Source organism: Moritella sp. 28, assembly GCF_018219435.1.
Lineage (GTDB): Bacteria > Pseudomonadota > Gammaproteobacteria > Enterobacterales > Moritellaceae > Moritella.
The window spans coordinates 4,157,982-4,180,349 of the sequence record NZ_CP056121.1 but is presented as its reverse complement, the minus strand read 5'-3'; the positions used below and the strand labels follow the sequence as shown (position 1 = coordinate 4,180,349).

Here is a 22,368-nt window from a genome sequence, read left to right as displayed (position 1 = left end):
GGTTGCACAAATAATGTTTTAGGGAATGAACAACAATGAAATTATACAGCATTAAAGATCACGCAGAGACAGTTAGCTTTGCACAAGCAGTAAAACAAGGCATGGGTAAAAACCAAGGTTTGTTCTTTCCGAGCGAAATTAATCCGATAGACGATATTGATGCTTTACTAGAGATGAACTTAGTCGACCGTAGTCGCGTTATTTTACAATCACTGATCGGTGATGAATTTAGCGAACAAGAATTACATGACATTGTTGCAAGTGCGTTTAACTTCCCTGCGCCAGTAACGAAAGTGAACGACAAGATCAGTGCATTAGAATTATTCCACGGTCCAACATTGGCGTTTAAAGACTTCGGTGGTCGTTTCATGGCACAGTGCCTGTCACGCTTAAGTGCTAATAAAGGGTCGACTGGTGAAAAGATCACGATTTTAACCGCGACATCAGGCGATACGGGTGCTGCTGTAGCACATGCCTTCTATGGTATGGATAATATCGAAGTAGTGGTGATGTATCCAAAAGGTAAGATCAGCTTCTTGCAAGAGCAGATGTTCTGCACGCTTGGTGGTAATATTCGCACTATCGCGATTGATGGTGACTTTGATGCCTGCCAGGCATTAATGAAGCGATCATTTGATGATGCAGAGCTGCGTCAGGCAATTGGTCTTAACTCGGCTAACTCAATCAATATTAGTCGTCTAATGGCACAAATCTGTTATTACTTCGAAGCATTCGCACAACTGCCAAAAGCACAGCGCGCACAAACAGTAGTATCAGTGCCAAGCGGTAACTTTGGTAACCTGACTGCAGGTCTATTAGCAAAAACATTAGGCTTACCAGTTAAACGCTTTATTGCCGCGACGAATATCAATGATACTGTGCCGCGTTATTTAGAAAGCGGTGAGTGGGATCCAAAAGCAACGCAAGCAACCTTATCCAATGCGATGGACGTAAGCGTACCAAGCAACTGGCCACGTATCGAAGAACTAGCACGTGTTAAAGGGTGGGACTTGTCTGAACTCGCATCTGACTTCCTATCTGATGAAGATACTAAACAAGCTGTTGTCGCGTTAGATGAACAAGGTTACTTATGCGAACCGCATGGTGCAATTGCCTATGACCGTTTAAGTGCACAGCTGAGCGAAGATGAATTCGGTTTATTCCTATGTACTGCGCACCCTGCGAAGTTCAAAGAATCAGTTGAAGAGATTCTAGGTCGTGATATTGGTTTGCCACAAGAACTTGCTGATTGTGCCGATAAGCCAAATCTATCTGTTGATATGGCAGATGACTTTGAGGCATTACGTGCATTTTTAATGGTGTAGTCTAGCGCTAAAGCGATTAATTATTCACATTTTATTATTAAGGTCTTAATCGGTATTTCTGGTTAAGACCTTTTTTTCAAATTGAAAATAGCAATAAGGCTTATAATGCAGGCCCCAAAACCATGTGTAATTGATAATCATTTGCATTGTGGTATTCAAGTGGTTATTCTAGTTTTTATTTACAGCTAATTGATATTGTGTATTAATTCTTATGCAAAATAGTGAATATTTTGAAGTACTCTTTCAGTCATCTAAGCAAGTGACACCTTACTTATCTGGGCAGTTAGCAGCAGATAACGGAGAAGGTATCCACATTTCACGTCAGAACAGTGACGTTATCCAACAGCTTTATTGGCAATTGTCCGAATCCTCAAAAGAAGCCGGAAGCGCTTATTGGTTAACGCGAACCTGGGATCTTCTCTGCTGGCAACCCATCTATATTGCTTTTATTTCTGTTTATAAATTAAAAGCGATTCCTGATATTAAAAATGTGAGTCAATCTATTCAATCGGGATTTATTTCTGGATTTACATTCCATACATCAGATCTTATCTTTGGTTCTAACGAAGAGTTGATCTCATCGATTGGATTGCAATTAAGCGCACTATTTGAGTCATATCGTGAAGAGCTATCCCAATGGACTCGTATTCGCCCCGGATTCACCAAACACTTAATTGCCGATGGTTTACTCAATTGCATCATAAAACTGCAAGCACAGGCCCCTGCATTATCTAATGCGTATTTTCTGACGCAAGCTAAATTGTGGTTAGCTGCTTTTGAGTTACCAGATAAGCATTTATCCGGCTTGCAAGTTGACCTTACCACCAATAAGCTAAAATTGATCCGTACCAGCTGCTGCTTAGTTTATAAATGCGAAGGTCGCAATCTATGTGCAGATTGCCCGCGTCACCCCAGTAATAAGCGTTAATTTACGCATTCTTTACCACCTAGTATTTTCTTGGAAATTGGCATAAATGTAATCGCTATAATGCTACTCGACAATATAATACAAATATAAATAGGGGGTAGGTTGAAAGAATCGGTATATCCTACTAACTACCAATGGTAATGAAAACAATTATCATTACCGGGTATTTATGTTAGAGTTCAGTTAATCACTTATTAATAAATAGCTTACTTCATTTTATGTATCAACTTATCGATGCGTCGTTTGAAATTGGCGGGAAACCGATCCTGCATTCAACGAACCTAGTCTTTACTAAAGGTAAAGTCACGACCTTACTTGGTCATAACGGCTGTGGTAAATCGACGCTCATTAAATTACTCAGTCGTCAGAATTCCCCGACTCAAGGCCGTGTACTGTTTGATGATCAAGCCGTTCATCATTTGTCTCATCAAGACTTTGCGCTTAATGTTGCTTATTTACCGCAACACCCACCAATCACGGATGGCGTAACTGTTCGAGAATTAGTGTGCTTTGGTCGATATCCCTGGAAAGGGGCATTTGGCCGATATAGCAAAAAAGATCACCAGCTGGTGGATGATGCGATAGAGAAAGTAGGGCTAAGTGCGTTTAGCGAGCGTTTTGTTGCTACCTTGTCTGGTGGCGAACGTCAAAGAGCATGGGTGGCGATGTTATTGGCTCAACAAAGTCAGTGTATTTTGCTCGATGAGCCTACGTCTGCTCTGGATGTTGCACACCAATATGAATTATTAGCCCTGATCCGAAATTTGAATGAAACCTTAGGATTAACCGTCATTATGGTGCTTCATGACATTAATATGGCGGCAAAATTTAGCGACCAACTCATTGCTTTACATTCAGGAAAAGTGATTGCACAAGGTACGCCTAGTGAGTTAATGACTCCCGCGATATTACAAAAAATATATGGGATGGAATTGGCTTTGTTTGCGCATCCGCAAACGGGTCAGCAGATAAGTTATATTCCTTAATCTCATGTCTTTAACCCTCATGCTTTATAGAGCATAAACATGGACGAACAGCTAGGAAGACTCCCTTGAATAAAATTATTGGTTTCATTATTACCTTATGTATTTTTTCGGTTCAGGCTGTAGAAATTAAACATGAACTTGGTATTACTCACCTTGAACAAACGCCAAAAAAAGTAGTGGCGTTAGATTGGGCGCTTGCCGAAACGGTATTAAGTCTCGATGTGATGCCACTGGGTGTCGCGGATGTTAAAGGCTACCAGACTTGGGTGACGGAGCCTGAGCTCAGTGATTCAGTGATCGATGTGGGCTCACGAAGAGAGCCTAACTTAGAGTTACTGACAGAATTACAACCTGATGTGATACTGATTAGTCAGCACATGGTTGCAGCCTATAAACAACTCAGTGAGATAGCCCCGACCTTAGTGTATAGCGTCTACAACAATGACAAAACACCGCTTATTTCAGCAACACAAATCACGACACAACTCGGCCTATTACTGGATAAAGAAAAACAAGCCAAACAAGTCATTACAGAAACACAGCAACGATTAAAGGCGAATGGCGATAAAATTAGGCGTATGGAAGCTAACAAGAACCCGTTGATGTTTATTCGGTTTATTAATGACAAAACGGTTCGGATTCACGGTGCTGGCTCCTTAGCGCAGGCAACTATTGAAGACATGGGACTTGTTAACGCTTGGCATGAGCAAAGCAATTTGTGGGGGTTTACGACTGCAGGCATCGAAAAACTAGCAGAGCACCAGCAAGCAAACGTGTTGATTTTTGGCCCATTAAAAGTGGCAGAAAGAAAGCAGTTAACTCAATCTGCATTATGGCAAGCGATGGCATTTACCCGCACAGATTCAGTGTTTGAGCTTCCTGCTATTTGGACGTTTGGTGGACTTGTTTCTGCGCAACGATTTAGCGACCATATTACTCAGCAACTAATTAAGTAATCGATGAATACATTTCCTCTATTTAGCACTTTAAAATTTAATGCCTCAAAACAGCAAGGCATGTGGTGGCGTTTTTTTCTTTGCTCACTCATTGCTGCGATATTGCTGAGTTTACTGCAATGGACCGCGCCTTATTCGCAAGGGTTGAGTTTATTGTGGCAAACGGTGTTTCATTATGACGCGAGCAATTATCAGCATCTTATTACCCACCTTACTTATCTACCCCGTTTAGCGATAGCGATATTATGCGGTTTTGCATTAGCGGTCGCAGGCTGTGTGATGCAGTTTGTACTACGTAATCCAATCGCTTCTCCGACGACCCTAGGTGTTGCTGCTGGTGCCGAATTAGGGTTAGTGCTAGGCATCTTATTTTTGCCCGTTAATAGTAGTATTAATGGTTTTATTCCGGCTTTCTTAGGCGGGGGGCTAGCAACGTTATTGGTATTTTTATTATCGGCCAAGCGTGGGTTTTCTCCTGTGCATATGGTTTTGGCTGGTATGGTGATCAGTTTATTTTTTGGTTCACTCAACACCATGTTATTGCTATTGAATGAACAAAAATTAGCAGGTGTATTTGTGTGGGGGGCGGGGACATTAAACCAAAATGATTGGTCGAGTGTTATGACGGTATTACAGCTTATTACGCTACCCATTATTGCTTTATTGTTACTTTCTAGGCCCTTGTCAGTATTACAATTAGGAGACACTGTTGCTTCTTCTATTGGTATTAACATTAAGCAAATTAAAGTAATTTCATTGACGCTAGCGATATTTATTACTGCGGCAGTGGTCAGTGAAGTTGGTTTAATTGGCTTTATTGGCATTGTCGCCCCGGCCGTAGCACGACTGTGCGGGGCGAGAAAACTCACCGCTCAGATCCTTGTTAGCGGTGTGACTGGCAGTTTGATGCTGTTACTGGCAGACCTGATTGTACAGCCATTCTCTGGTGCTGGAGGGGCGTTACTGCCGACCGGTGCAATGACGGCATTATTGGGCGCCCCTTTTTTACTTTGGTTATTAAATCGAAAGTTATTGCAATCGGATCTTAAGTCGAGAGAGACGAGTCAAATAACATATCAGCACAGGAATATCCAAAAGATATTATTTCCGCTTGGTATCCTCGTGATTGTCTGCTTTGTGGTGGCTTTAGTTGTCGGTAAAAACCAAACGGGCTGGATGATGTCATTTAACACTTCAGTCATGGAACTTCGATTGCCAAGAGTACTTGTTTCTCTTTTCGCGGGCATTGGTTTGGCTATTGCGGGAACAGTCATTCAACGGGTCTCGACGAATCCAATGGCAAGCCCTGAAATATTAGGGATTAGCTCTGGCGCGGCGTTAGCGTTAGTGCTTGGCGCATTGTTTGGTGTGACGGTTGAAAGGTATGAGCAAATGTTACTTGGCACCTTCGGGGCGTTTACTGTCACTGGGGTTATTTGGTTGATGGGGCGAAAACATAATTTTGCGCCAGCGCAAATGTTATTAACGGGGATCGCGCTGAGCGCAGGACTCGATGCTTTCTTACGCATTGCAATGTCATCAGGGCAAGATAACGTGACAGCATTGTTAACTTGGCTGTCAGGCTCGACGTATTTGGTCAGCATGAGTGATGTGTATCTATTAGGTGCGGGTGTGGCCTTGTTTTCCGGCATTGCTTTTTTGAATCATCGGCGCTTAGACCTGGTTGGTCTTGGGGAAATTACCGCGACCAGTATTGGATTGGATTGCCGCAAAGTGCGTTTGCTCTTATTGCTTCTGGTGGCCGCGTTGACAACCTTGTGCACCATTATTATTGGGCCTCTGAGTTTTATTGGCTTGTTAGCCCCACACATGGCGCGATCGCTTCATCAGTATCGGGCATCTCATCAATTGTTAACGGCCAGTCTATTAGGCGGATGCTTGATGATCCTCGCTGATTGGGTTGGACGAACCTTCTGGTTCCCGTGGCAATTCCCGGCAGGATTATTGGCTTCGTTGATTGGTGGTGCGTACTTTTTGTATCTGATGAGGAAATAGTGATTGGTTGGATTTCTGAGTCTTAAGTCGGCGAATTAGTCGCAGCGAAATGAATTTTTAAGTAGTAAATATTAAGTAATAAATCGTTATTTAATATCAAGGTGTGAATACGAATCATTTGTCTTAGTTTTCGTTATTCGGTTAAGTGTAAACATAAAAAAGAGAACATAAATGAAAGTTAAAAAAGGGAATTATCCACTAACATTAGTTGCTGCCGCCGTCGCCTCTGCGATCTCGTTTGTATCGGTCACTGCCCAAGCTGAAGGGATCACACCAGAGGAAGAAACCACTGTAGTGGTCGCGAGTCGAACAGAAAAAGCGATAAGTGAAATTCCAGGCACGGTTTGGTTTGTTGATTCAGAACAAATTGAGCAAGAATATCGAGGTGGTAAAACGCTGGGTGAAATCTTGGCTGCAACGGTCCCATCTTTGGATGTGAGTAGTGGTGGAAGAACTAACTATGGGCAAAATTTACGTGGTCGGGCCATGCTCGTGATGATTGATGGTGTGTCATTACAATCTTCACGCCCTATTAGCCGTCAGCTAGACGCGATAGACCCGTTTAATATTGAACGAATAGAGGTACTTTCTGGTTCTACTTCGATTTATGGTGCTGGCGCAACCGGTGGTGTAATTAATATTATTACCAAGAAATCTGAAGGGGGAGCGCTTCAATTTGAAAGCTACGTGAGTAGTTCATCAGGATTTAATAAGGGTGATGATCTCGATTATAAAGTGGCGCAATCTGTTTCTGGTGGTAATGATACGGTATCTGCTCGTGTTGCGGCTGTTTATACAGAAACACAAGGGTTTTATGGCTCGGACGGTAAGATGATTACCCCCGATATTTCACAGGGGTCATTGCAATATAATAAAACAATCGACTTGCAGACAACGGTAAATGTAGCGGTATCTGATTCGAAAAACCTAAAATTATTAGCGCAATATTATGATAGTCAGCAAGATTCGCCATACGGTTTGTATATTGTTGGGCGTGATTTTGTTGATGTTAGAAAAGGATTCGAATCAGACCGCCAGCACGGTACAGAGCGTATCATGTTAAGTTCGGCATACAGTGATTCTGAATTTTTTGGTCATCAACTTATGGTGGAAGGGTCTTACCGTAAAGAAGATCAAACGTATACGCCGTATTACCAAGGTGCATCACAGCAAACAACAGATGTATTCTCGTTAAAAACAGCGTTGGCCAAGTCTTTCGGCAAGGTGGATTTAGTTTACGGTGTAGACGCTTATTTAGATCAATTTGATAGTAATCAAGCGTTATTCGATCCAAAGGTTGCGAATGCTTCTGGTAATTTAATTAATGAAACCTATGCTGAAATAGGCCGTTATCCTGGGGTTACAGTCGGCTCTACAGCTGCTTTCATTCAGGCAAATGTCAATATTACCGATGATTGGTCAATTGAAGGTGGTTATCGTTATCAATATATGAGCAATAAAATCGATGATTTTGTTGATTACAAGATTCAAAAGAAAATTGCGCAAGGAAAGGGGTCATCAGCAGATGCGGTTCCTGGTGGGAAGACAAATTATTCAATCGGGTTATTTAATTTAGGATCTGTTTACAAATTAACATCAGACTCACAAATATGGGTTAACTTCTCTCAAGGTTTTGATCTTGCGGACCCTGCAAAATATTATGGTAAAGGTAGCTATAGTGCCGCAGATGCGAATGGCCACTATGGACTTAAAAACAGTATTAATGTTGCAAACTCTAAAATGTCAGGCATTAAAACCAATAGTTATGAACTTGGCTATAGAATACAAAAAGACGCATTAAGCTTCCAAACCGCTGCTTATTTATCGCAATCGAATAAGTCAGTTGAATACAATAAAAAGACGTTGTTAATTGACAGTGTAAGCGATAAAAAACGAGTCTATGGTGCAGAGGCGTTAGTTTCTTATTGGGTTATGGATAATGTACAAGTGGGTGCATCTGGCCACTATGTGGTTTCAGAAGTTAAGTCTGCTGATAAGTGGGATGACTTTAGCGCTGGGCAGGCAAGTACGTCAAAAGCCAGTTCATGGGTTGGCTGGTATGATTCAGCACTTTCGTTAAAAGTCCAAAGCCAAACAATGTTTGACTATAAAGATGCGGAAGAAAACGAATTAGTTGGTTATACTGTGCTTGATTTGGTTGGTCGTTATGAATTGCCTGTCGGTAGCCTTGGTTTTGGTATCCAAAACTTGCTAAACAAAGATTATACAACGGCGTGGGGACAACGAGCGCAGATATTATATGCTAAACACTATGATGCCGCAGCCTATGATTATAAAGGAAGAGGCCGTACTTATACGCTTAATTATCAAGTTAAATATTAATCTTTCACTTTTTTGAGTGGGGTTATGTAATAAGACACTTAATCGAGAATGACTTTGTGGTATTAGGTGCATTTTTGATGGTGTAGTCTAATCTTAAATCACGCATTCTCACATTTGTGAGCATACCTTGTTTGATGTCGTGTTAATGGCATCGGAACAAGGTATTTTTTTGTCCCGATTTTAGGGTTGAGCGAGGTATTAAGTTTAAGGTGTGAGGTCAGAGTGGTTAGGCTGAAGTTCTGACTTAATCATAAAGTATGTAACCCTCGTCCTACAATTACTGTAATTAGCGCTTGAATATCTTACATAACAGCGGTAGCTTTGCTCTTTTGTATTAAAATAATAATCTGAATTTTTAAAAGGTATTTATGGGTAAGGTATTAAAAGATCTGCTTGGACAGTTAACGTTAGAAACCATCGAGGAAGGGATTTACCGTGGTCAAAGCCAAGATTTAGGATTTGGTGCAGTATTTGGTGGTCAGGTAATGGGACAAGCATTATCGGCAGCGAAAGAAACTGTACCTGCAGATCGTAAGGTGCATTCTTTCCATTCGTATTTTTTACGTGCAGGTAAAGTTACAAAACCGATTGTTTATGAAGTTGAGAATATTCGTGATGGCGGTTCAATTACCACGCGTCGAGTACGTGCAATTCAAAATGGGCACGCTATTTTTTATATGACGGCATCATTTCAGACTGAAGTTGAAGGTTACGATCATCAAGATGAAATGCCGGATGTACCGCCCCCAGAAGAACTTGTTTCAGAGCAGGACCATGTACTATCACTGCGTGATGAATTACCAGATGATATTTGTGCCAAATTTGTCTGTGAAAGACCGATAGAAATGCGCCCTGTGCATTATATTGACCCATTAAGCGAAGAAAAATCTGCACCACTGCGTTATGTTTGGTTTAAAGCCAATGGGCAAATGCCAGACGATGCGCGTATTCATAAATACCTGCTCGCTTATGCATCCGATTTTTGTTTATTACCGACGGCATTACAGCCACATGGTAAGGGTTTTATGAGTCCCAATATGCAAGTGGTGACCATAGATCATTCAATGTGGTTCCACCGTGATTTCCGCCTAGATGACTGGCTATTGTATGTAATAGATAGTTCAAGTGCGTCTGGTTCTCGCGGATTGGTTCGTGGGCGTTTCTTTACCCGAGATGGAAAAATGGTCGCAACCACAATGCAAGAAGGGTTAATTCGTAACCGAGAGATCGCTTAATTACGAAATAGTACAACATTTCGGATGAAAACGCCGAAATGTTGTTTTATTACGAAAATTTGTGGCCGGGATCATGCTTTTCTGAAATTTATAAACATTTCCTACTCCTGCATATTCGCTTCTGTCTCATTTTAATCTACAATGAAGATCGTTTTTTGTTACTAGGTATTCCCCCCTATTATGTCTGTTAGAGTTGCCATTAATGGTTATGGTCGAATTGGACGTAGTGTTGTCCGAGCGTTGTATGAAAGTAACCGTCAGGACGAAATTAAGATCGTTGTGATTAACGAACTAGCGGCTCCTGAAGCGATAGTACATTTAACTCAATATGACTCAACGCATGGCCGTTTTCCATTCTCAGTACAACTGGGCGATAACCTATTACAAATTGAAAATGATTGTATTCATTTAGTGCGTCACCAAGAACTGGTTGACTTACCTTGGCAGGAACATGACATTGATATCGTACTTGATTGTACGGGTATATATGGCACTAAAGCGGATGCCGAAGCACATATTGCTGCGGGCGCTAAAAAAGTTATTTTTTCCCATCCTGCGAGTTCGGATGTTGATGCCACGGTTGTGTTTGGCGTTAACCATGAACAGCTAACGGGTGATGAGACATTTATTTCTGGTGCGTCTTGTACCACCAACTGTATGGTGCCAGTGATCAATGCACTTGATAGTGCATTTGATATTAAATGCGGCACGATCACCACTATTCACTCAGCAATGAATGATCAACCTGTAATCGATTCTTATCATACGGATTTGCGCCGCACCCGTGCTGCAAGTCATTCTATTATTCCGGTTGATACAAAATTAGCAGCAGGGATTGAACGTATCTTACCTAAGTTCGCGAATAAATTTGAAGCTATTGCCGTTCGGGTTCCTACCTTAAACGTAACTGCAATGGACTTAAGTATTACAGTGAGCAAAGAAGTCACAATTGAAGATATTAACAATTGCTTACACGCTGCCGCAGAAACTGAACTAAAAGGGATCTTGGGTTATACCGAGGCTCCGCTGGTATCGATAGACTTTAACCATGACCCACGTTCTAGCATTATTGATGGCACCCAAACACGGGTCAGCGATGGACATTTGGTGAAATTATTAGCTTGGTGTGATAACGAATGGGGCTTTGCTAACCGTCTACTTGATACGACTCATTACATCGCTACATTAGCGAAAATGACGTGAAATAAATCGAATTGAAATAAATTTTATAAAATTGATAGCTTTAAGGATTGAACGATGAATATTATTAAAATGACAGATCTTGATCTTGAAGGTCAACGTGTATTAATTCGTGCAGATTTAAACGTACCAGTTAAAAATGGCAAAGTAACATCTGACGCGCGTATCCGTGCATCACTACCAACAATCAAACTCGCACTAGCAGCAGGCGCAAAAGTGATGGTTACATCACACCTTGGTCGTCCAACGGAAGGTGAATTCTCTCAAGAGTTCTCATTAGAGCCTGTTGTAAACTACCTTAAAGAAGCATTAGAAAATAACGTTGTACTAGCACGTGATTACCTAGACGGTTTAGAACTAAACGCAGGTGAATTAGTTGTATTAGAAAACGTTCGCTTTAACAAAGGTGAAAAGAAAAACGAAGACGCATTATCAAAAGCATACGCAAATCTATGTGACGTATTCGTAATGGACGCATTTGGTACTGCTCACCGTGCACAAGCTTCAACACACGGTGTTGGCATGTTTGCACCAATCGCTTGTTCTGGTCCGCTACTTTCTGCAGAACTTGAAGCACTCGGTAAAGCAATGGACAAGCCAGCACGTCCATTCCTCGCTATTGTTGGTGGTTCTAAAGTATCAACTAAATTAACTGTACTTGATTCACTATCAACAATTGCTGATCAGCTTGTTGTTGGTGGCGGTATTGCGAATACATTCATCGCAGCGCAAGGTCACAACGTAGGTAAATCACTGTGTGAGCATGACCTAATTGATACAGCAAAATCATTAATGGCGAAATGTGAGATTCCAGTAGCAACTGACGTATTAGTTGCTAGCGAGTTCTCTGAAACGGCTGAAGCAACATTGAAACAAGCATCAGAAGTCGGTGATGACGATATGATCTTCGATCTAGGACCTGATTCTGCAAATCAACTTGCTGAGATGATCAAATCGGCGAAAACAATTATCTGGAATGGCCCAGTTGGCGTATTTGAATTTGCTAACTTCGCAAAAGGTACTGAAATTATCGGTCGTGCGATTGCAGAAAGCAACGCATTCTCTATCGCTGGTGGCGGTGACACACTGGCAGCTATCGATCAATTCGACCTAGCTGATGGTATCTCTTATATCTCTACTGGTGGCGGCGCGTTCCTTGAGTTTGTCGAAGGTAAAGTACTACCAGCAGTGGCTATGTTAGAAGAACGTGCGAAAAACGCGTAATTAGCTGTTAATCGCTAATAACGAATCGTTGTTTGCTGCTTCGGCTATTACTATAGATTAACTGTAGCGGCAAAAATATTTTTAAATTTGTGCTGAATAATTCAGTACTTAAATATGTAAACAATAAGGCTAATATTATGTCTAAGATCTTTGATGTTGTAAAACCAGGTGTTGTAACAGGCGATGACGTGCAAAAAATCTTTGCGATTGCTAAAGAAAACAACTTCGCGCTACCTGCTGTAAACATGGTAAACACTGATTCAATCAACGGTACATTAGAAGCTGCTGCAAAATCTAAATCTCCTGTGATCATCCAGTTCTCACACGGTGGCGCTGCATTCTTCGCTGGTAAAGGTATTGGTCTTGAAGGTCACGGCGCATCTATCATGGGCGCAATCGCCGGTGCTAAATACGTACACGTAATGGCTGAATCTTATGGTGTTCCAGTTATTATCCATACCGATCACGCAGCGAAAAAATTATTACCTTGGATCGACGGACTATTAGACGCGGGTGAAGAGTTCTTCGCACAAACTGGTAAGCCACTATTTAGCTCGCACATGCTAGATCTTTCTGAAGAATCACTAGAAGAAAACATCGCTACATGTGGTGAATACCTAGCACGTATGTCTAAAATGGACATGACTATCGAAATCGAACTAGGTTGTACTGGTGGTGAAGAAGATGGCGTAGATAATTCTGATATGGACGCTTCTGAGCTTTATACTTCACCTGAAGACGTTGCATACGCTTATGAAAAACTAACGGCAATCAGCCCTCGTTTCACTATTGCTGCATCTTTCGGTAACGTACACGGTGTATACAAGCCAGGTAACGTTGTACTTACGCCAACTATCCTACGTGATTCACAAGCATACTGTTCAGAGAAATTCGGCCTTCCAGCTAATTCTCTAAACTTCGTATTCCACGGTGGTTCTGGTTCAAGTGAATCTGAAATCCAAGAGTCAATCGGTTACGGTGTTATCAAAATGAACATCGATACTGATACACAGTGGGCAACTTGGGACGGTATCAAGAACTACTACGAAGGCAAAAAAGAATTCCTTCAAGGTCAAATTGGTAACCCAACTGGCACAGATGCTCCAAACAAGAAACATTATGACCCACGTGTATGGTTACGCGCTGGTCAAACAAGTCTAGTTGCTCGTCTAGAACAAGCACATAAAGATCTAAACAGCGTAGACGTACTATAATTACTCGTTAATATACGAATAATCTAGTCGGCTAAATAAAATGCCGCAGACTTTAGGTCTGCGGCATTTTTTTTAATTATAGAAAGTTGATGCTAGAATGTTGTAAGTAAAATCAATACATTAATATGACAGGTTAAAAGAAAACTAAATGTATATCTTCAAATCTAGATTATTGAGATGGTTAATTGTTTTTTGTGCTTTTAGCCTAGGAAGTGCAGTCGCAGAACCTCGCTCTAAAGTAGCGTTAGGACGTTACTTATTTAATGATGTCCGGTTATCAAAATTGGGAAATCGAAGTTGTGCACTCTGTCATTCTCCTTACCATGGTTGGAGCAATACTTTTAGTAAGACGCCTGATATTTATGGAAAGTTAGCGACATTAAACACGCCTTCTTTACTTAATGTTGCTGATTATTCTACTTATATGCAAGGCACTACTAAGTTAACCAGTTTAGTTGAAACGATTAAGCGTCCTTTGCTTTCTAAGCATCCAGAAGAGATGGGTATGGAGCCAGCGCTATTAATCACACGGTTAAAGTCAGCCTCTGACACATACTCGATATTATTTGAGAATGCTTTTGGCAGTACTGAAGTAACCCTTGATAAAGTGTTATTTGCTTTGGCTGAATATGTAAAAACGATCCGCTCTACAGACACCCCTTATCACCAATATCTTCAGACTGGTAACACTAAGTTATTAACGGTTGCACAGCAGAAAGGGTTAACACTTTTTAATAGCGAAAGGCTAAATTGTCGTGCTTGTCATGGCGGTCAGCTATTGAATAATAGGACTGCTGTTAATCAGAGTAATTTTGCTAATACAGGGCTTTATGGTATCCAGTCTGGCGATAAATATTATTATCCTGCTGAAGCGCAAGGATTAGAAAATGAGACTGGCAGTCATCACGATAATGGTAAATTTAGAATACCATCACTGGTTAATGTAACAAAGACAGGTCCCTGGGGTCACGATGGCAGCTTTGCCACATTAACTGCAGTCATTGAGAGTTATGCACGCGGTGGGCGATTGACTGTATCAGGGCCGAATAAAGGTGACGGGCGCCACAATGCACAAAAAGACCCTTTGATTAAAGGGTTTAGTTTAACCAACGCTGAAAAATCACAGCTATTGAGCTTTTTAAATGCTTTAACAGTACCCGCCCAAAATGAGTTAAGTGAACATGCATCACCGTTTTGCGCATTAGTGACGTTAAAGGGTAGGGAAGATATAGCTAATTGCATACCGCCCTTTGTCTATCGCGATTAAGGTATTAAAAGTACACACTCAAACATATTATTGAGCAATGTAAAAATAATTAAACAATGTAAAAATTATTAAGGGTTATTAGATTATGAAATCAAATCACGTTGTATTGGCTTCCATTTTATTATTATTGAATGCGTCTGCTTTTGCCGCCACAGATAGTGATAGTCAAGAGTCTGTGAATAAACGCAGGAATGCTAACTTTAAGTTAGATTATACAAAGGCGTGTGGGCAAGCATTACAGCAAGCGTTGTTGTTACCTGCAACCAAAGAGCTAGCGGCACAGCATGAAATCAATGTTAATATTGATAGCGGTTATAGATTCAAAATGAATGAGAATGGGGTTGGATATTTACAGCTAGCAATTACTGAATGGAATGAAAAACTGGTTTTATTTTATAGTGAAAATATGACGGTTGAAATAAAAGGTGCCGATATGACGGACTTGTATTTATCAAACCTAGCTTGTTCGGAACAAAAAAAGCAAATTAGTCATGTTAATACACACGAATGGGGAAGCTATGTGATGGAGCTGAATGCTGAACCAAATAGTTGGGTCGAGCTAACGATAGTGAAAGAAACGACTAAAGATTAATGAATAAAAAAACCTGCTGATTTAGCAGGTTTTTTTAGGTGTGATTAAGCTGAATATTCACTGTAATCCGCGTAACCCACTTCTGTCCCCCCGTACATCGTTGTCGGATCCACGTCATTGAATGTCCAATCATGCTTAATGCGAGCAGGCAAATCTGGATTGGCAATAAATGGACGGCCAAAACCAAAGATATCACCGTAACCAAGATTAAGAATATGCTTTGCTTTTTCGACCGAGTATTTACCCGCATACATGATAGTGCCTGAGAAGGTATCACGTACGTCTTTATAGAAAGCGTCAGGTAAATCAGGTGCATTATCCCAATCGGCTTCTGCTAATGACAGGTAACCAATACCGATATTTTCGATTGTTTTAACTGCTTCGATATAAGTCTCATGTGGATTTTCTTCAACTAACCCCAGATAAACGCGTACATCGTCAGTGGTTGCAAACAGTGGTGCGAATCGAACACCGACATTTTCTTTCCCAACTTCATCGGCTACTGCCTGAGTGATTTCTTTTAAGAAGCGTAAACGGTTTTCTAAACTCCCCCCGTACTCGTCGGACCGTTTATTACTGTGTTCAGAGATAAATTGATTCACTAAATACCCGTTAGCACAATGTAATTCAACCCCATCAAAGCCCGCTTTCATGGCATTGTTCGCAGCTTGCGCATACAGGGTGACAAGTTCTTTTACTTCTGCGGTTGATAGCTCACGTGGCATACTTGGGTCTGCCAATGCACCTTCACCTGGCGCCGTCTCAATAAACACTTTCACGGTATCCGCTAGAATGGCTGATGGTGCGATGGGTGCTGCGCCACCAGGTTGTAAACTGGTATGTGAAACACGGCCGACGTGCCACAGCTGAGCAAAAATAATACCGCCTGCATCATGCACTGATTTGGTTACTTTTTTCCAACCTTCAATTTGTGCATCAGAGTAGATACCCGGTGTCCATGCGTAGCCCTGACCACGAGGTTCAATCTGAGTGCCTTCGGTTACCATAAATCCAGCGGAAGCGCGCTGAGTGTAGTACTTAGCCATTAATTCATTCGGGATATTGTCCGGCTGTGTACTGCGCGAACGTGTTAATGGTGGCATTACAATACGGTTTTTTAAAACGTGTGAGCCTAATTTGGTCGGCGTGAATAATACGTCATTTTTCATCATGTTCCTTATCTCGTGAGTGGCTGATGAGTTGAACTATATCGCTGCTTAGGTACAATGAAAATCAAGTGAAGTGTGTATGAGAAACAAATATGGCTGATATCAGTAAGCTGGAAATAAAACAATTACGGGTGCTTGCTGCATTATTACAGTTACATAGCTTAACGAAAGCTGCCGCTAAGCTTGGCATTACTCAGCAAGCGGTCAGTGAGCAACTGAAAAAACTGCGTGATATATTCCAAGATCGACTCTTTATTCGTGGTAGTCATGGCGTGGTACCAACCCCAAAAGCACAAGAGTTAGCCCCCAAAATTCAACAAATATTAATGGCCATTGGGGAGTTAACTGAATTAGCTGAGTTCGACCCACAACGATTAAATGGGGTATATAAAATCAGTGCCTCAGATTATGCAATGCGCGTTATTTTACCTTCTTTATTAGTGCAAATTAGACAGCATGCCCCGCATTTAAAAATAATTATTCGCCGCTTTGAATCGGATAATTTAACGCAGTTAATGGCCAATGGCGAGATTGATTTAGCGTTAACATTTCCAGCGTTTATTCCGATCACTTGTCCTTCGATGCTACTGTATGAAGAGCGTCATGTTTGTGTTGCCGCTAAGGCTGTGGCGAGTGAATATCAGGGACTGAGTTTAAAAGAGATTGCAGCAGCGCCACAATTGGTTATTTCACCTTCACGGGCAAGTTTAAAGGGATCTGCAGACGAATGGTTCGCGGCAAAGGGTTTTCAGCGTAATATTATTATGTCACTACCCAGTTTTTCGGCAGCCCCTGATTGTATTGAGGCGATGGGGGTGTTGGCATTTTTACCTTCACGTATGTTACCCAATGACAAATTAGTTGAGATTGCATTACCCGAGCCATTACCAAGTTTCGAGGTGGTGGCTGCATGGCATCAACGTTCAAGCCAAACTCAGACTCATCAATGGATCACTGGCTTACTGGGTGAGTTATATTCACAAAAACATTCCCAAAAATAACCCCAAAAAAAGCCTGTCAGCGTAAACTGACAGGCTTTTTTAATCCCATCCCTTTTATAAGGGGAGGGTTAAGCGGGGTCTATCTAGCGTAATAAACGCGAACGGATAGTACCGCTAATTGATTTAAGTTTTGTTAAACCACGTTCAGCATGTTCACTTTCAACATCAATAACCACATAACCAATATCGCCTGCAGTTTGTAGGTATTGACCAGAAATATTCACACCTTCTTCAGCAAACGCTTGAGTGATCTGGTTTAAGATACCCGGTTGGTTATGGTGAATGTGCATCAAACGGCTTGAACCACTATGTGTCGGCAATGATACTTCAGGGAAGTTAACAGCAGACAGTGTTGAACCATTATCCGAATATTTAGTCAGTTTACCAGCCACTTCATAACCGATATTTTCTTGTGCTTCCTGCGTACTACCGCCCACGTGTGGTGTTAGGATCACATTATCAAATTCACGTAACGGTGAGATAAATTCATCGTTATTTGATGCTGGTTCGGTAGGGAATACATCGATCGCTGCGCCAGCAATTTTCTTGCTTGCTAATGCTGATGCAAGCGCATCAATATCAACCACAGTACCGCGTGAAGCATTAATGAAGATTGCACCATCTTTCATTTGTGCAAATTCAGCTTCGCCCATCATCAATTTCGTTTGTGGTGTTTCTGGTACGTGTAACGAGATAATGTCAGACGTCGCTAATAAGTCTTCCATGCTCATTATCTGCTCGGCATTACCCAGCGAAAGCTTGGTTTCTACGTCATAATACTTCACACGTAGACCTAAGTTTTCGGCCAAAATACTTAATTGAATACCAATATGGCCATAACCAATAATACCCAATTGCTTGCCACGTGCTTCGTAAGAGCCCGATGCTGATTTCTGCCATTCGCCACGGTGTGCTTTGGCATTCTTCTCTGGGATACCGCGTAATAATAACAGGATCTCGCCAAGGACTAATTCTGCCACACTACGGGTGTTCGAGAATGGGGCGTTAAAAACAGGGATCGCCGATTTTTGAGCCGCAGCAAGATCAACCTGATTTGTGCCAATACAAAAACAACCAATACCAACTAACTTTTCTGCAGCAGCAATGACGTTTTCATTTAAGTGTGTACGGGAGCGAATACCAACAAAATGGACATCTTTAATTTTTTCACACAGTTCTTCTTCACTTAATGCTGTCTTAATCGATTCGATATTCGTGTAACCAGCATTGGTGAACGTATCGACTGCACTTTGATGTAGTCCTTCAAGAAGCAATATCTTGATCTTATCTTTCTGAAGAGAGAGGTTGGTCATGTAAATTCCTTTATCACATATTTCGCAAATCGCACTAATTTTGTTTTGTAAATCGAACTAATTGTTAAAGTAACAGGTTTTATTTCATTAGTGAATGTTTGTGACGAAAATCAAAGAAAATAGTTAATTTATGATTTATGGCTGTTTGATTTGCTTAGGAAATTACTTTTGGGACTATGAAAATATTTATTTTTAAAATAAAGTTTAATATAACCAATTGTTATACTTAATATAATATGAGTTGTTGTGTGCAAGGGGTGGGATAAACTGGTGTTGTTCGATAACACCAGTTTCATATTATTATTTAGTTACTTTAACGCCATCTTGCGTGCCAATTAGCACAACATCTGCGCCGCGAGCCGCGAATAGACCATTTGTTACTACGCCCACTAAACCATTGATCGCCAGTTCTAGTGCTTTTGGATCCGTGATCTGCATGTTATACACATCCAGAATAATATTGCCGTTATCAGTCACAACACCTTCACGGTAAACGGGATCACCGCCAAGTTTCACTAATTCACGTCCCACGTAAGAGCGTGCCATTGGGATCACCTCAACAGGGAGGGGGAAATCGCCGAGCACATCGACATTTTTGGTATCATCAATAATGCACACGAATTTTTTTGCTACTGCAGCCACGATCTTTTCACGTGTTAGCGCTGCGCCACCGCCTTTGATCATGTTGTTGTTGCCATCAATTTCGTCGGCCCCATCAACATAAATATCAAGTAGCGCTACAGAGTTTAAATCGAATACTTCAATACCCAGAGCTTCTAAGCGCTTAGTTGATGCAATAGAGCTTGAAACGGCACCTCTAATGTCTTCGCGAATCGTACCTAGTGCATCAATAAAATGATTAACGGTTGAACCGGTACCTACACCAATGATGCTATCCTTTTCAACATATTCTAATGCTGCCCAGCCTGCTGCTTTCTTTAATTCATCTTGAGTCATGTTATATCCATTATTATTGAGTGGCTTGATACTGTGTTCGGCTTGTATTACGGCTCTGATTATATACTTAAATTCCTCTAATATGCCAATGACGTATGGTTAAGAAAATGCCAATGTTCTTGATGGTGTAATGATTTCTTTAATTGGCATATCCCAAGGGGCAATAGGTAAGTTGTCGTGTTGTTGGCAATCGTGTGCTAAACCCAATACGTAGGGAGGTTGCTGGCCTTGACGTACAAACTGATGTTGGGAAAAAGTGCGATCGTAATAACCCCCGCCCATACCCAAACGGTTACCAGCGAGATCAAAAGCCACTAACGGACTGCACACCAGATCTAAATCGAGATAAGGGATCACTTGGCTAACATCCAGCTGGGGTTCGTGAATGCCGTATTTATTTTTGATTAATTGGGTATTAGCCGTTAGCCGAGTAAACAGTAATTGTTTGTGGCTAAATGGATGTAAAATCGGGATGTATACTTGTTTGCCTTGTTGCCAACACCAGTTAATCACGGCCTGGGTATCGAGTTCACCATCGTTGTGTAAATAGATGGCAATATGCTGAGCGTGTTGAATATGTGGGTGCTGACGAAATTGGCTGAGTAGATCAATACCAGCTTGTTGCTGTTGCTGCGTTGAAAGCTGCTGACGGCGCTGGCGTATTTGTTGTCTTATTTCAGTTCGGGTAGTGGCAATCGGTGACGTTAAATCAGACATAAACAAGATTCCATACTGGTTAAAATCGGTAATGGATACTTTCGGTAATAGATTGCTGTTAACACAAGAAGAGGGCCCCAGGGTGCGGCTACAAGGTTTAGTCCTGAACCAGAAGGTTCAGGTTGGCTATTCAAGCTGCTACGTCAGGCTTCTCAGTACGAGCTGAGCTTGCACAATGGCAACAGGAATGAAAGCCTGTAAAGTGTGATTATCGGCTCAGGGACATAACCCGCATACCAATCACCCCAGGGTTATTTGGTTATACTGCAGATGGTGTTTCGTCAATTTTATTATTGACTTTATTATCAACTAAAGCGCGTTCAATGGTTTCTTGTAACAGTTGAATGCGATCATCTACGGTATTTGTATATTCTTTTGTTTTTTGACGTTCTTGGCGAAGTTCATGACAAAAATTTAATGCCGCCATTACAGCTAAATGCTCTAAATTTTTGATATTCGTCTTCGCTTGTATTTCATCTAACTTAGTATTCAGTATTGCCGCTGTTTTATGAAGTTCATCAACTTCTTCACTCGGACTACCGACTTTAAAATGGCGACCCAATATTGAAATGTCAACCGCAGTTGTGCTCATGGCAATACTCTAAGTTATCTGGCTACAAGGTCTATATCAAGCGCCTTGGCTGATACGTCTGAACTGACTATATCTCGCAATAGTAAGCATTGCAAGAGGTTATGGGATTGAAATTTTAAGTTCCGGATCGAGATTAATCAAGTTGCCCATAAATCCAACAGCTTAGTCTTGGTTTTATGTATTGGTTTGGATTAATCGCTATAAAATACGGGGATTTACAGGTCAAAAGTAGATAAAAAAATTAACTATTTTACTCTAATTTACGCGGTAATTTGACCGCTATCACAGCATTGTGTAGCGGTCGTAAATAACACCTAAGTATAGTGGTCGATCTGTTACGCGCCAGTTGTATTTGTCGCTAAAATCGGTTTAGGCAATGGGGTGTTTAATTCTTGTTCAGCTTTTCCTTGCGCAGCTAAACGTTTATTTTTCGCTTCGACTTTTGCTAGCCACAATAAAGGCAGAATAATAAAGGCGGTACCAATCACCATACCGATATCTGGAATTTCATCGAACCAGATAAGACCCACTACTACGGCTCCGATTAAACCACTGTATTCGGCACTGGCAATTTTGCTGGCGTCACCAGAACGATAGGCCACCACACAAAATCCCGCATAGATAAGGATAAACGAGGTAGAACCTGCCGCTGTTAATAATGGGGCGAAATCCCACGGTTGGCCTTCCCATACTGCCAAGCCTAATGATGCAGGCATACCGACTAAATTGGTTAATAGTAGCGTTTGGAACACAGTTTGGTGTTTTGGTAATTTTCGGATCAATAAATTATTCGCAGCGAGGGTAAATGCCACCACGATTGCCGCTGTTGCAGCCCAATCAATTTCGGTTGGGCGGATCACAATTAATACCCCAATAAAGCCTAATATAGCCGCTGTAATAGAATGCATGGTCAGTTTTTCTTGAAACCATAACATCGCCATTGGCAACATGATGAGTGGCGCGGCATAAAAGATCGCATTTGCGGTGGCCAATGGCATGGCACTGATGGCATAAACCATGAATATTGCGCCAAGCAACCAAATATGACCACGTACCGCATGCCATTTTAGTCCATCAATCAAACTCTCTCTGCTGCTTTTTAAACAAAATGGGATAAGCAGCAGCACGGCTGTCAGTTGTCGGAAAAACACAAATTGATACACGGCCGTATCGTCCGATAATGTCTTAATTAAGGCATCAGAAAAAACGGCAACAATGTTACCAATAATGAGCAAGATCATTGCTAAACCGACAGACATTTTAGGCATGGTGAATTCCAACTATAAAAATATAAAAAGCATAAGTAGCAACATAAACAGCAAACAAGGCTGGT

19 protein-coding genes and 1 other RNA gene are annotated in these 22,368 nt (G+C 41.4%); 13 read left to right on the top strand and 7 right to left on the bottom strand.

The window, feature by feature from the left end; genetic code table 11:
* The first annotated feature begins 35 nt into the window (after nucleotides 1-35).
* The 12 genes from thrC (at nucleotide 36) to HWV02_RS18425 (ending at nucleotide 15,286) form a co-directional block, all read left to right on the top strand.
* Complete coding sequence (thrC, locus tag HWV02_RS18480; RefSeq protein ID WP_211689128.1) at nucleotides 36-1,325, top strand: threonine synthase; 1,290 nt, start codon at nucleotides 36-38, stop codon at nucleotides 1,323-1,325.
* A 211-nt stretch (nucleotides 1,326-1,536) separates the two neighbouring features.
* A complete protein-coding gene (locus tag HWV02_RS18475) occupies nucleotides 1,537-2,253 on the top strand; it encodes a siderophore ferric iron reductase (protein WP_211689127.1) in 717 nt (238 codons plus the stop codon).
* 218 nt (nucleotides 2,254-2,471) lie between these two features.
* A complete protein-coding gene (locus tag HWV02_RS18470) occupies nucleotides 2,472-3,239 on the top strand; it encodes an ABC transporter ATP-binding protein (protein WP_211689126.1) in 768 nt (255 codons plus the stop codon).
* A gap of 65 nt (nucleotides 3,240-3,304) precedes the next feature.
* Nucleotides 3,305-4,195, top strand: a complete 891-nt coding sequence (locus tag HWV02_RS18465) for an iron-siderophore ABC transporter substrate-binding protein (RefSeq protein WP_211689125.1) — start codon at nucleotides 3,305-3,307, stop codon at nucleotides 4,193-4,195.
* A 3-nt stretch (nucleotides 4,196-4,198) separates the two neighbouring features.
* On the top strand, nucleotides 4,199-6,211 hold the full coding sequence (gene fhuB, locus HWV02_RS18460) for a Fe(3+)-hydroxamate ABC transporter permease FhuB (RefSeq protein WP_211689124.1): 2,013 nt from the start codon (nucleotides 4,199-4,201) through the stop codon (nucleotides 6,209-6,211).
* A gap of 171 nt (nucleotides 6,212-6,382) precedes the next feature.
* The gene (locus HWV02_RS18455) at nucleotides 6,383-8,554 is read left to right on the top strand and encodes a TonB-dependent receptor (RefSeq protein ID WP_211689123.1); all 2,172 of its coding nucleotides are present in this window, start codon (nucleotides 6,383-6,385) and stop codon (nucleotides 8,552-8,554) included.
* Between the two features lie 368 nt (nucleotides 8,555-8,922).
* A complete protein-coding gene (tesB, locus tag HWV02_RS18450; RefSeq protein ID WP_211677150.1) occupies nucleotides 8,923-9,789 on the top strand; it encodes an acyl-CoA thioesterase II in 867 nt (288 codons plus the stop codon).
* 180 nt (nucleotides 9,790-9,969) lie between these two features.
* The gene (epd, locus tag HWV02_RS18445) at nucleotides 9,970-10,992 is read left to right on the top strand and encodes an erythrose-4-phosphate dehydrogenase (protein WP_211677148.1); all 1,023 of its coding nucleotides are present in this window, start codon (nucleotides 9,970-9,972) and stop codon (nucleotides 10,990-10,992) included.
* Nucleotides 10,993-11,046: 54 nt separating this feature from the next.
* Complete coding sequence (locus tag HWV02_RS18440) at nucleotides 11,047-12,213, top strand: phosphoglycerate kinase (protein WP_211677146.1); 1,167 nt, start codon at nucleotides 11,047-11,049, stop codon at nucleotides 12,211-12,213.
* A 137-nt stretch (nucleotides 12,214-12,350) separates the two neighbouring features.
* Nucleotides 12,351-13,427 (top strand): class II fructose-bisphosphate aldolase, encoded by a 1,077-nt coding sequence (gene fbaA / locus HWV02_RS18435; RefSeq protein WP_211677145.1) that lies wholly within the window; start codon nucleotides 12,351-12,353, stop codon nucleotides 13,425-13,427.
* Nucleotides 13,428-13,575: 148 nt separating this feature from the next.
* Nucleotides 13,576-14,694 carry a cytochrome-c peroxidase gene (locus HWV02_RS18430; protein ID WP_211689122.1) on the top strand — a complete coding sequence of 373 codons (1,119 nt, stop codon included), beginning with the start codon at nucleotides 13,576-13,578 and terminating at the stop codon, nucleotides 14,692-14,694.
* 85 nt (nucleotides 14,695-14,779) lie between these two features.
* A complete protein-coding gene (locus HWV02_RS18425) occupies nucleotides 14,780-15,286 on the top strand; it encodes a hypothetical protein (protein ID WP_255550541.1) in 507 nt (168 codons plus the stop codon).
* Nucleotides 15,287-15,330: 44 nt separating this feature from the next.
* Here the strand turns inward: HWV02_RS18425 and HWV02_RS18420 are convergent, their stop codons facing one another.
* Nucleotides 15,331-16,458, bottom strand: a complete 1,128-nt coding sequence (locus HWV02_RS18420) for an alkene reductase (RefSeq protein WP_370629414.1) — start codon at nucleotides 16,456-16,458, stop codon at nucleotides 15,331-15,333.
* A gap of 89 nt (nucleotides 16,459-16,547) precedes the next feature.
* Between HWV02_RS18420 and HWV02_RS18415 the strand changes: the two genes are divergently transcribed.
* Nucleotides 16,548-17,456 (top strand): LysR family transcriptional regulator, encoded by a 909-nt coding sequence (locus tag HWV02_RS18415; RefSeq protein WP_211689121.1) that lies wholly within the window; start codon nucleotides 16,548-16,550, stop codon nucleotides 17,454-17,456.
* Between the two features lie 83 nt (nucleotides 17,457-17,539).
* Here HWV02_RS18415 and serA read toward each other — a convergent pair whose 3' ends face one another.
* The 6 genes from serA to HWV02_RS18385 all read right to left on the bottom strand — a co-directional run bounded on the left by serA (nucleotide 17,540) and on the right by HWV02_RS18385 (nucleotide 22,303).
* Nucleotides 17,540-18,769 (bottom strand): phosphoglycerate dehydrogenase, encoded by a 1,230-nt coding sequence (gene serA / locus HWV02_RS18410; RefSeq protein WP_211689120.1) that lies wholly within the window; start codon nucleotides 18,767-18,769, stop codon nucleotides 17,540-17,542.
* Nucleotides 18,770-19,069: 300 nt separating this feature from the next.
* On the bottom strand, nucleotides 19,070-19,726 hold the full coding sequence (gene rpiA, locus HWV02_RS18405) for a ribose-5-phosphate isomerase RpiA (RefSeq protein ID WP_211677137.1): 657 nt from the start codon (nucleotides 19,724-19,726) through the stop codon (nucleotides 19,070-19,072).
* A 99-nt stretch (nucleotides 19,727-19,825) separates the two neighbouring features.
* Nucleotides 19,826-20,443, bottom strand: a complete 618-nt coding sequence (locus HWV02_RS18400) for a 5-formyltetrahydrofolate cyclo-ligase (RefSeq protein ID WP_211677135.1) — start codon at nucleotides 20,441-20,443, stop codon at nucleotides 19,826-19,828.
* A 70-nt stretch (nucleotides 20,444-20,513) separates the two neighbouring features.
* Nucleotides 20,514-20,698, bottom strand: a non-coding RNA gene (ssrS, locus tag HWV02_RS18395) — 6S RNA.
* Between the two features lie 4 nt (nucleotides 20,699-20,702).
* A complete protein-coding gene (gene zapA, locus HWV02_RS18390; RefSeq protein WP_211677134.1) occupies nucleotides 20,703-21,035 on the bottom strand; it encodes a cell division protein ZapA in 333 nt (110 codons plus the stop codon).
* A gap of 335 nt (nucleotides 21,036-21,370) precedes the next feature.
* A complete protein-coding gene (locus tag HWV02_RS18385) occupies nucleotides 21,371-22,303 on the bottom strand; it encodes a DMT family transporter (protein WP_211689119.1) in 933 nt (310 codons plus the stop codon).
* Between the last annotated feature and the right edge of the window lie 65 nt (nucleotides 22,304-22,368).

Coding starts and splice junctions, on each gene's coding strand:
- thrC (WP_211689128.1), top strand. CDS start 36: ATGAAATTATACAGCATTAAAGATCACGCAGAGACAGTTAGCTTTGCA.
- HWV02_RS18475 (WP_211689127.1), top strand. CDS start 1,537: ATGCAAAATAGTGAATATTTTGAAGTACTCTTTCAGTCATCTAAGCAA.
- HWV02_RS18470 (WP_211689126.1), top strand. CDS start 2,472: ATGTATCAACTTATCGATGCGTCGTTTGAAATTGGCGGGAAACCGATC.
- fhuB (WP_211689124.1), top strand. CDS start 4,199: ATGAATACATTTCCTCTATTTAGCACTTTAAAATTTAATGCCTCAAAA.
- HWV02_RS18455 (WP_211689123.1), top strand. CDS start 6,383: ATGAAAGTTAAAAAAGGGAATTATCCACTAACATTAGTTGCTGCCGCC.
- tesB (WP_211677150.1), top strand. CDS start 8,923: ATGGGTAAGGTATTAAAAGATCTGCTTGGACAGTTAACGTTAGAAACC.
- epd (WP_211677148.1), top strand. CDS start 9,970: ATGTCTGTTAGAGTTGCCATTAATGGTTATGGTCGAATTGGACGTAGT.
- HWV02_RS18440 (WP_211677146.1), top strand. CDS start 11,047: ATGAATATTATTAAAATGACAGATCTTGATCTTGAAGGTCAACGTGTA.
- fbaA (WP_211677145.1), top strand. CDS start 12,351: ATGTCTAAGATCTTTGATGTTGTAAAACCAGGTGTTGTAACAGGCGAT.
- HWV02_RS18430 (WP_211689122.1), top strand. CDS start 13,576: ATGTATATCTTCAAATCTAGATTATTGAGATGGTTAATTGTTTTTTGT.
- HWV02_RS18425 (WP_255550541.1), top strand. CDS start 14,780: ATGAAATCAAATCACGTTGTATTGGCTTCCATTTTATTATTATTGAAT.
- HWV02_RS18420 (WP_370629414.1), bottom strand. CDS start 16,458: ATGATGAAAAATGACGTATTATTCACGCCGACCAAATTAGGCTCACAC.
- HWV02_RS18415 (WP_211689121.1), top strand. CDS start 16,548: ATGGCTGATATCAGTAAGCTGGAAATAAAACAATTACGGGTGCTTGCT.
- serA (WP_211689120.1), bottom strand. CDS start 18,769: ATGACCAACCTCTCTCTTCAGAAAGATAAGATCAAGATATTGCTTCTT.
- rpiA (WP_211677137.1), bottom strand. CDS start 19,726: ATGACTCAAGATGAATTAAAGAAAGCAGCAGGCTGGGCAGCATTAGAA.
- HWV02_RS18400 (WP_211677135.1), bottom strand. CDS start 20,443: ATGTCTGATTTAACGTCACCGATTGCCACTACCCGAACTGAAATAAGA.
- zapA (WP_211677134.1), bottom strand. CDS start 21,035: ATGAGCACAACTGCGGTTGACATTTCAATATTGGGTCGCCATTTTAAA.
- HWV02_RS18385 (WP_211689119.1), bottom strand. CDS start 22,303: ATGCCTAAAATGTCTGTCGGTTTAGCAATGATCTTGCTCATTATTGGT.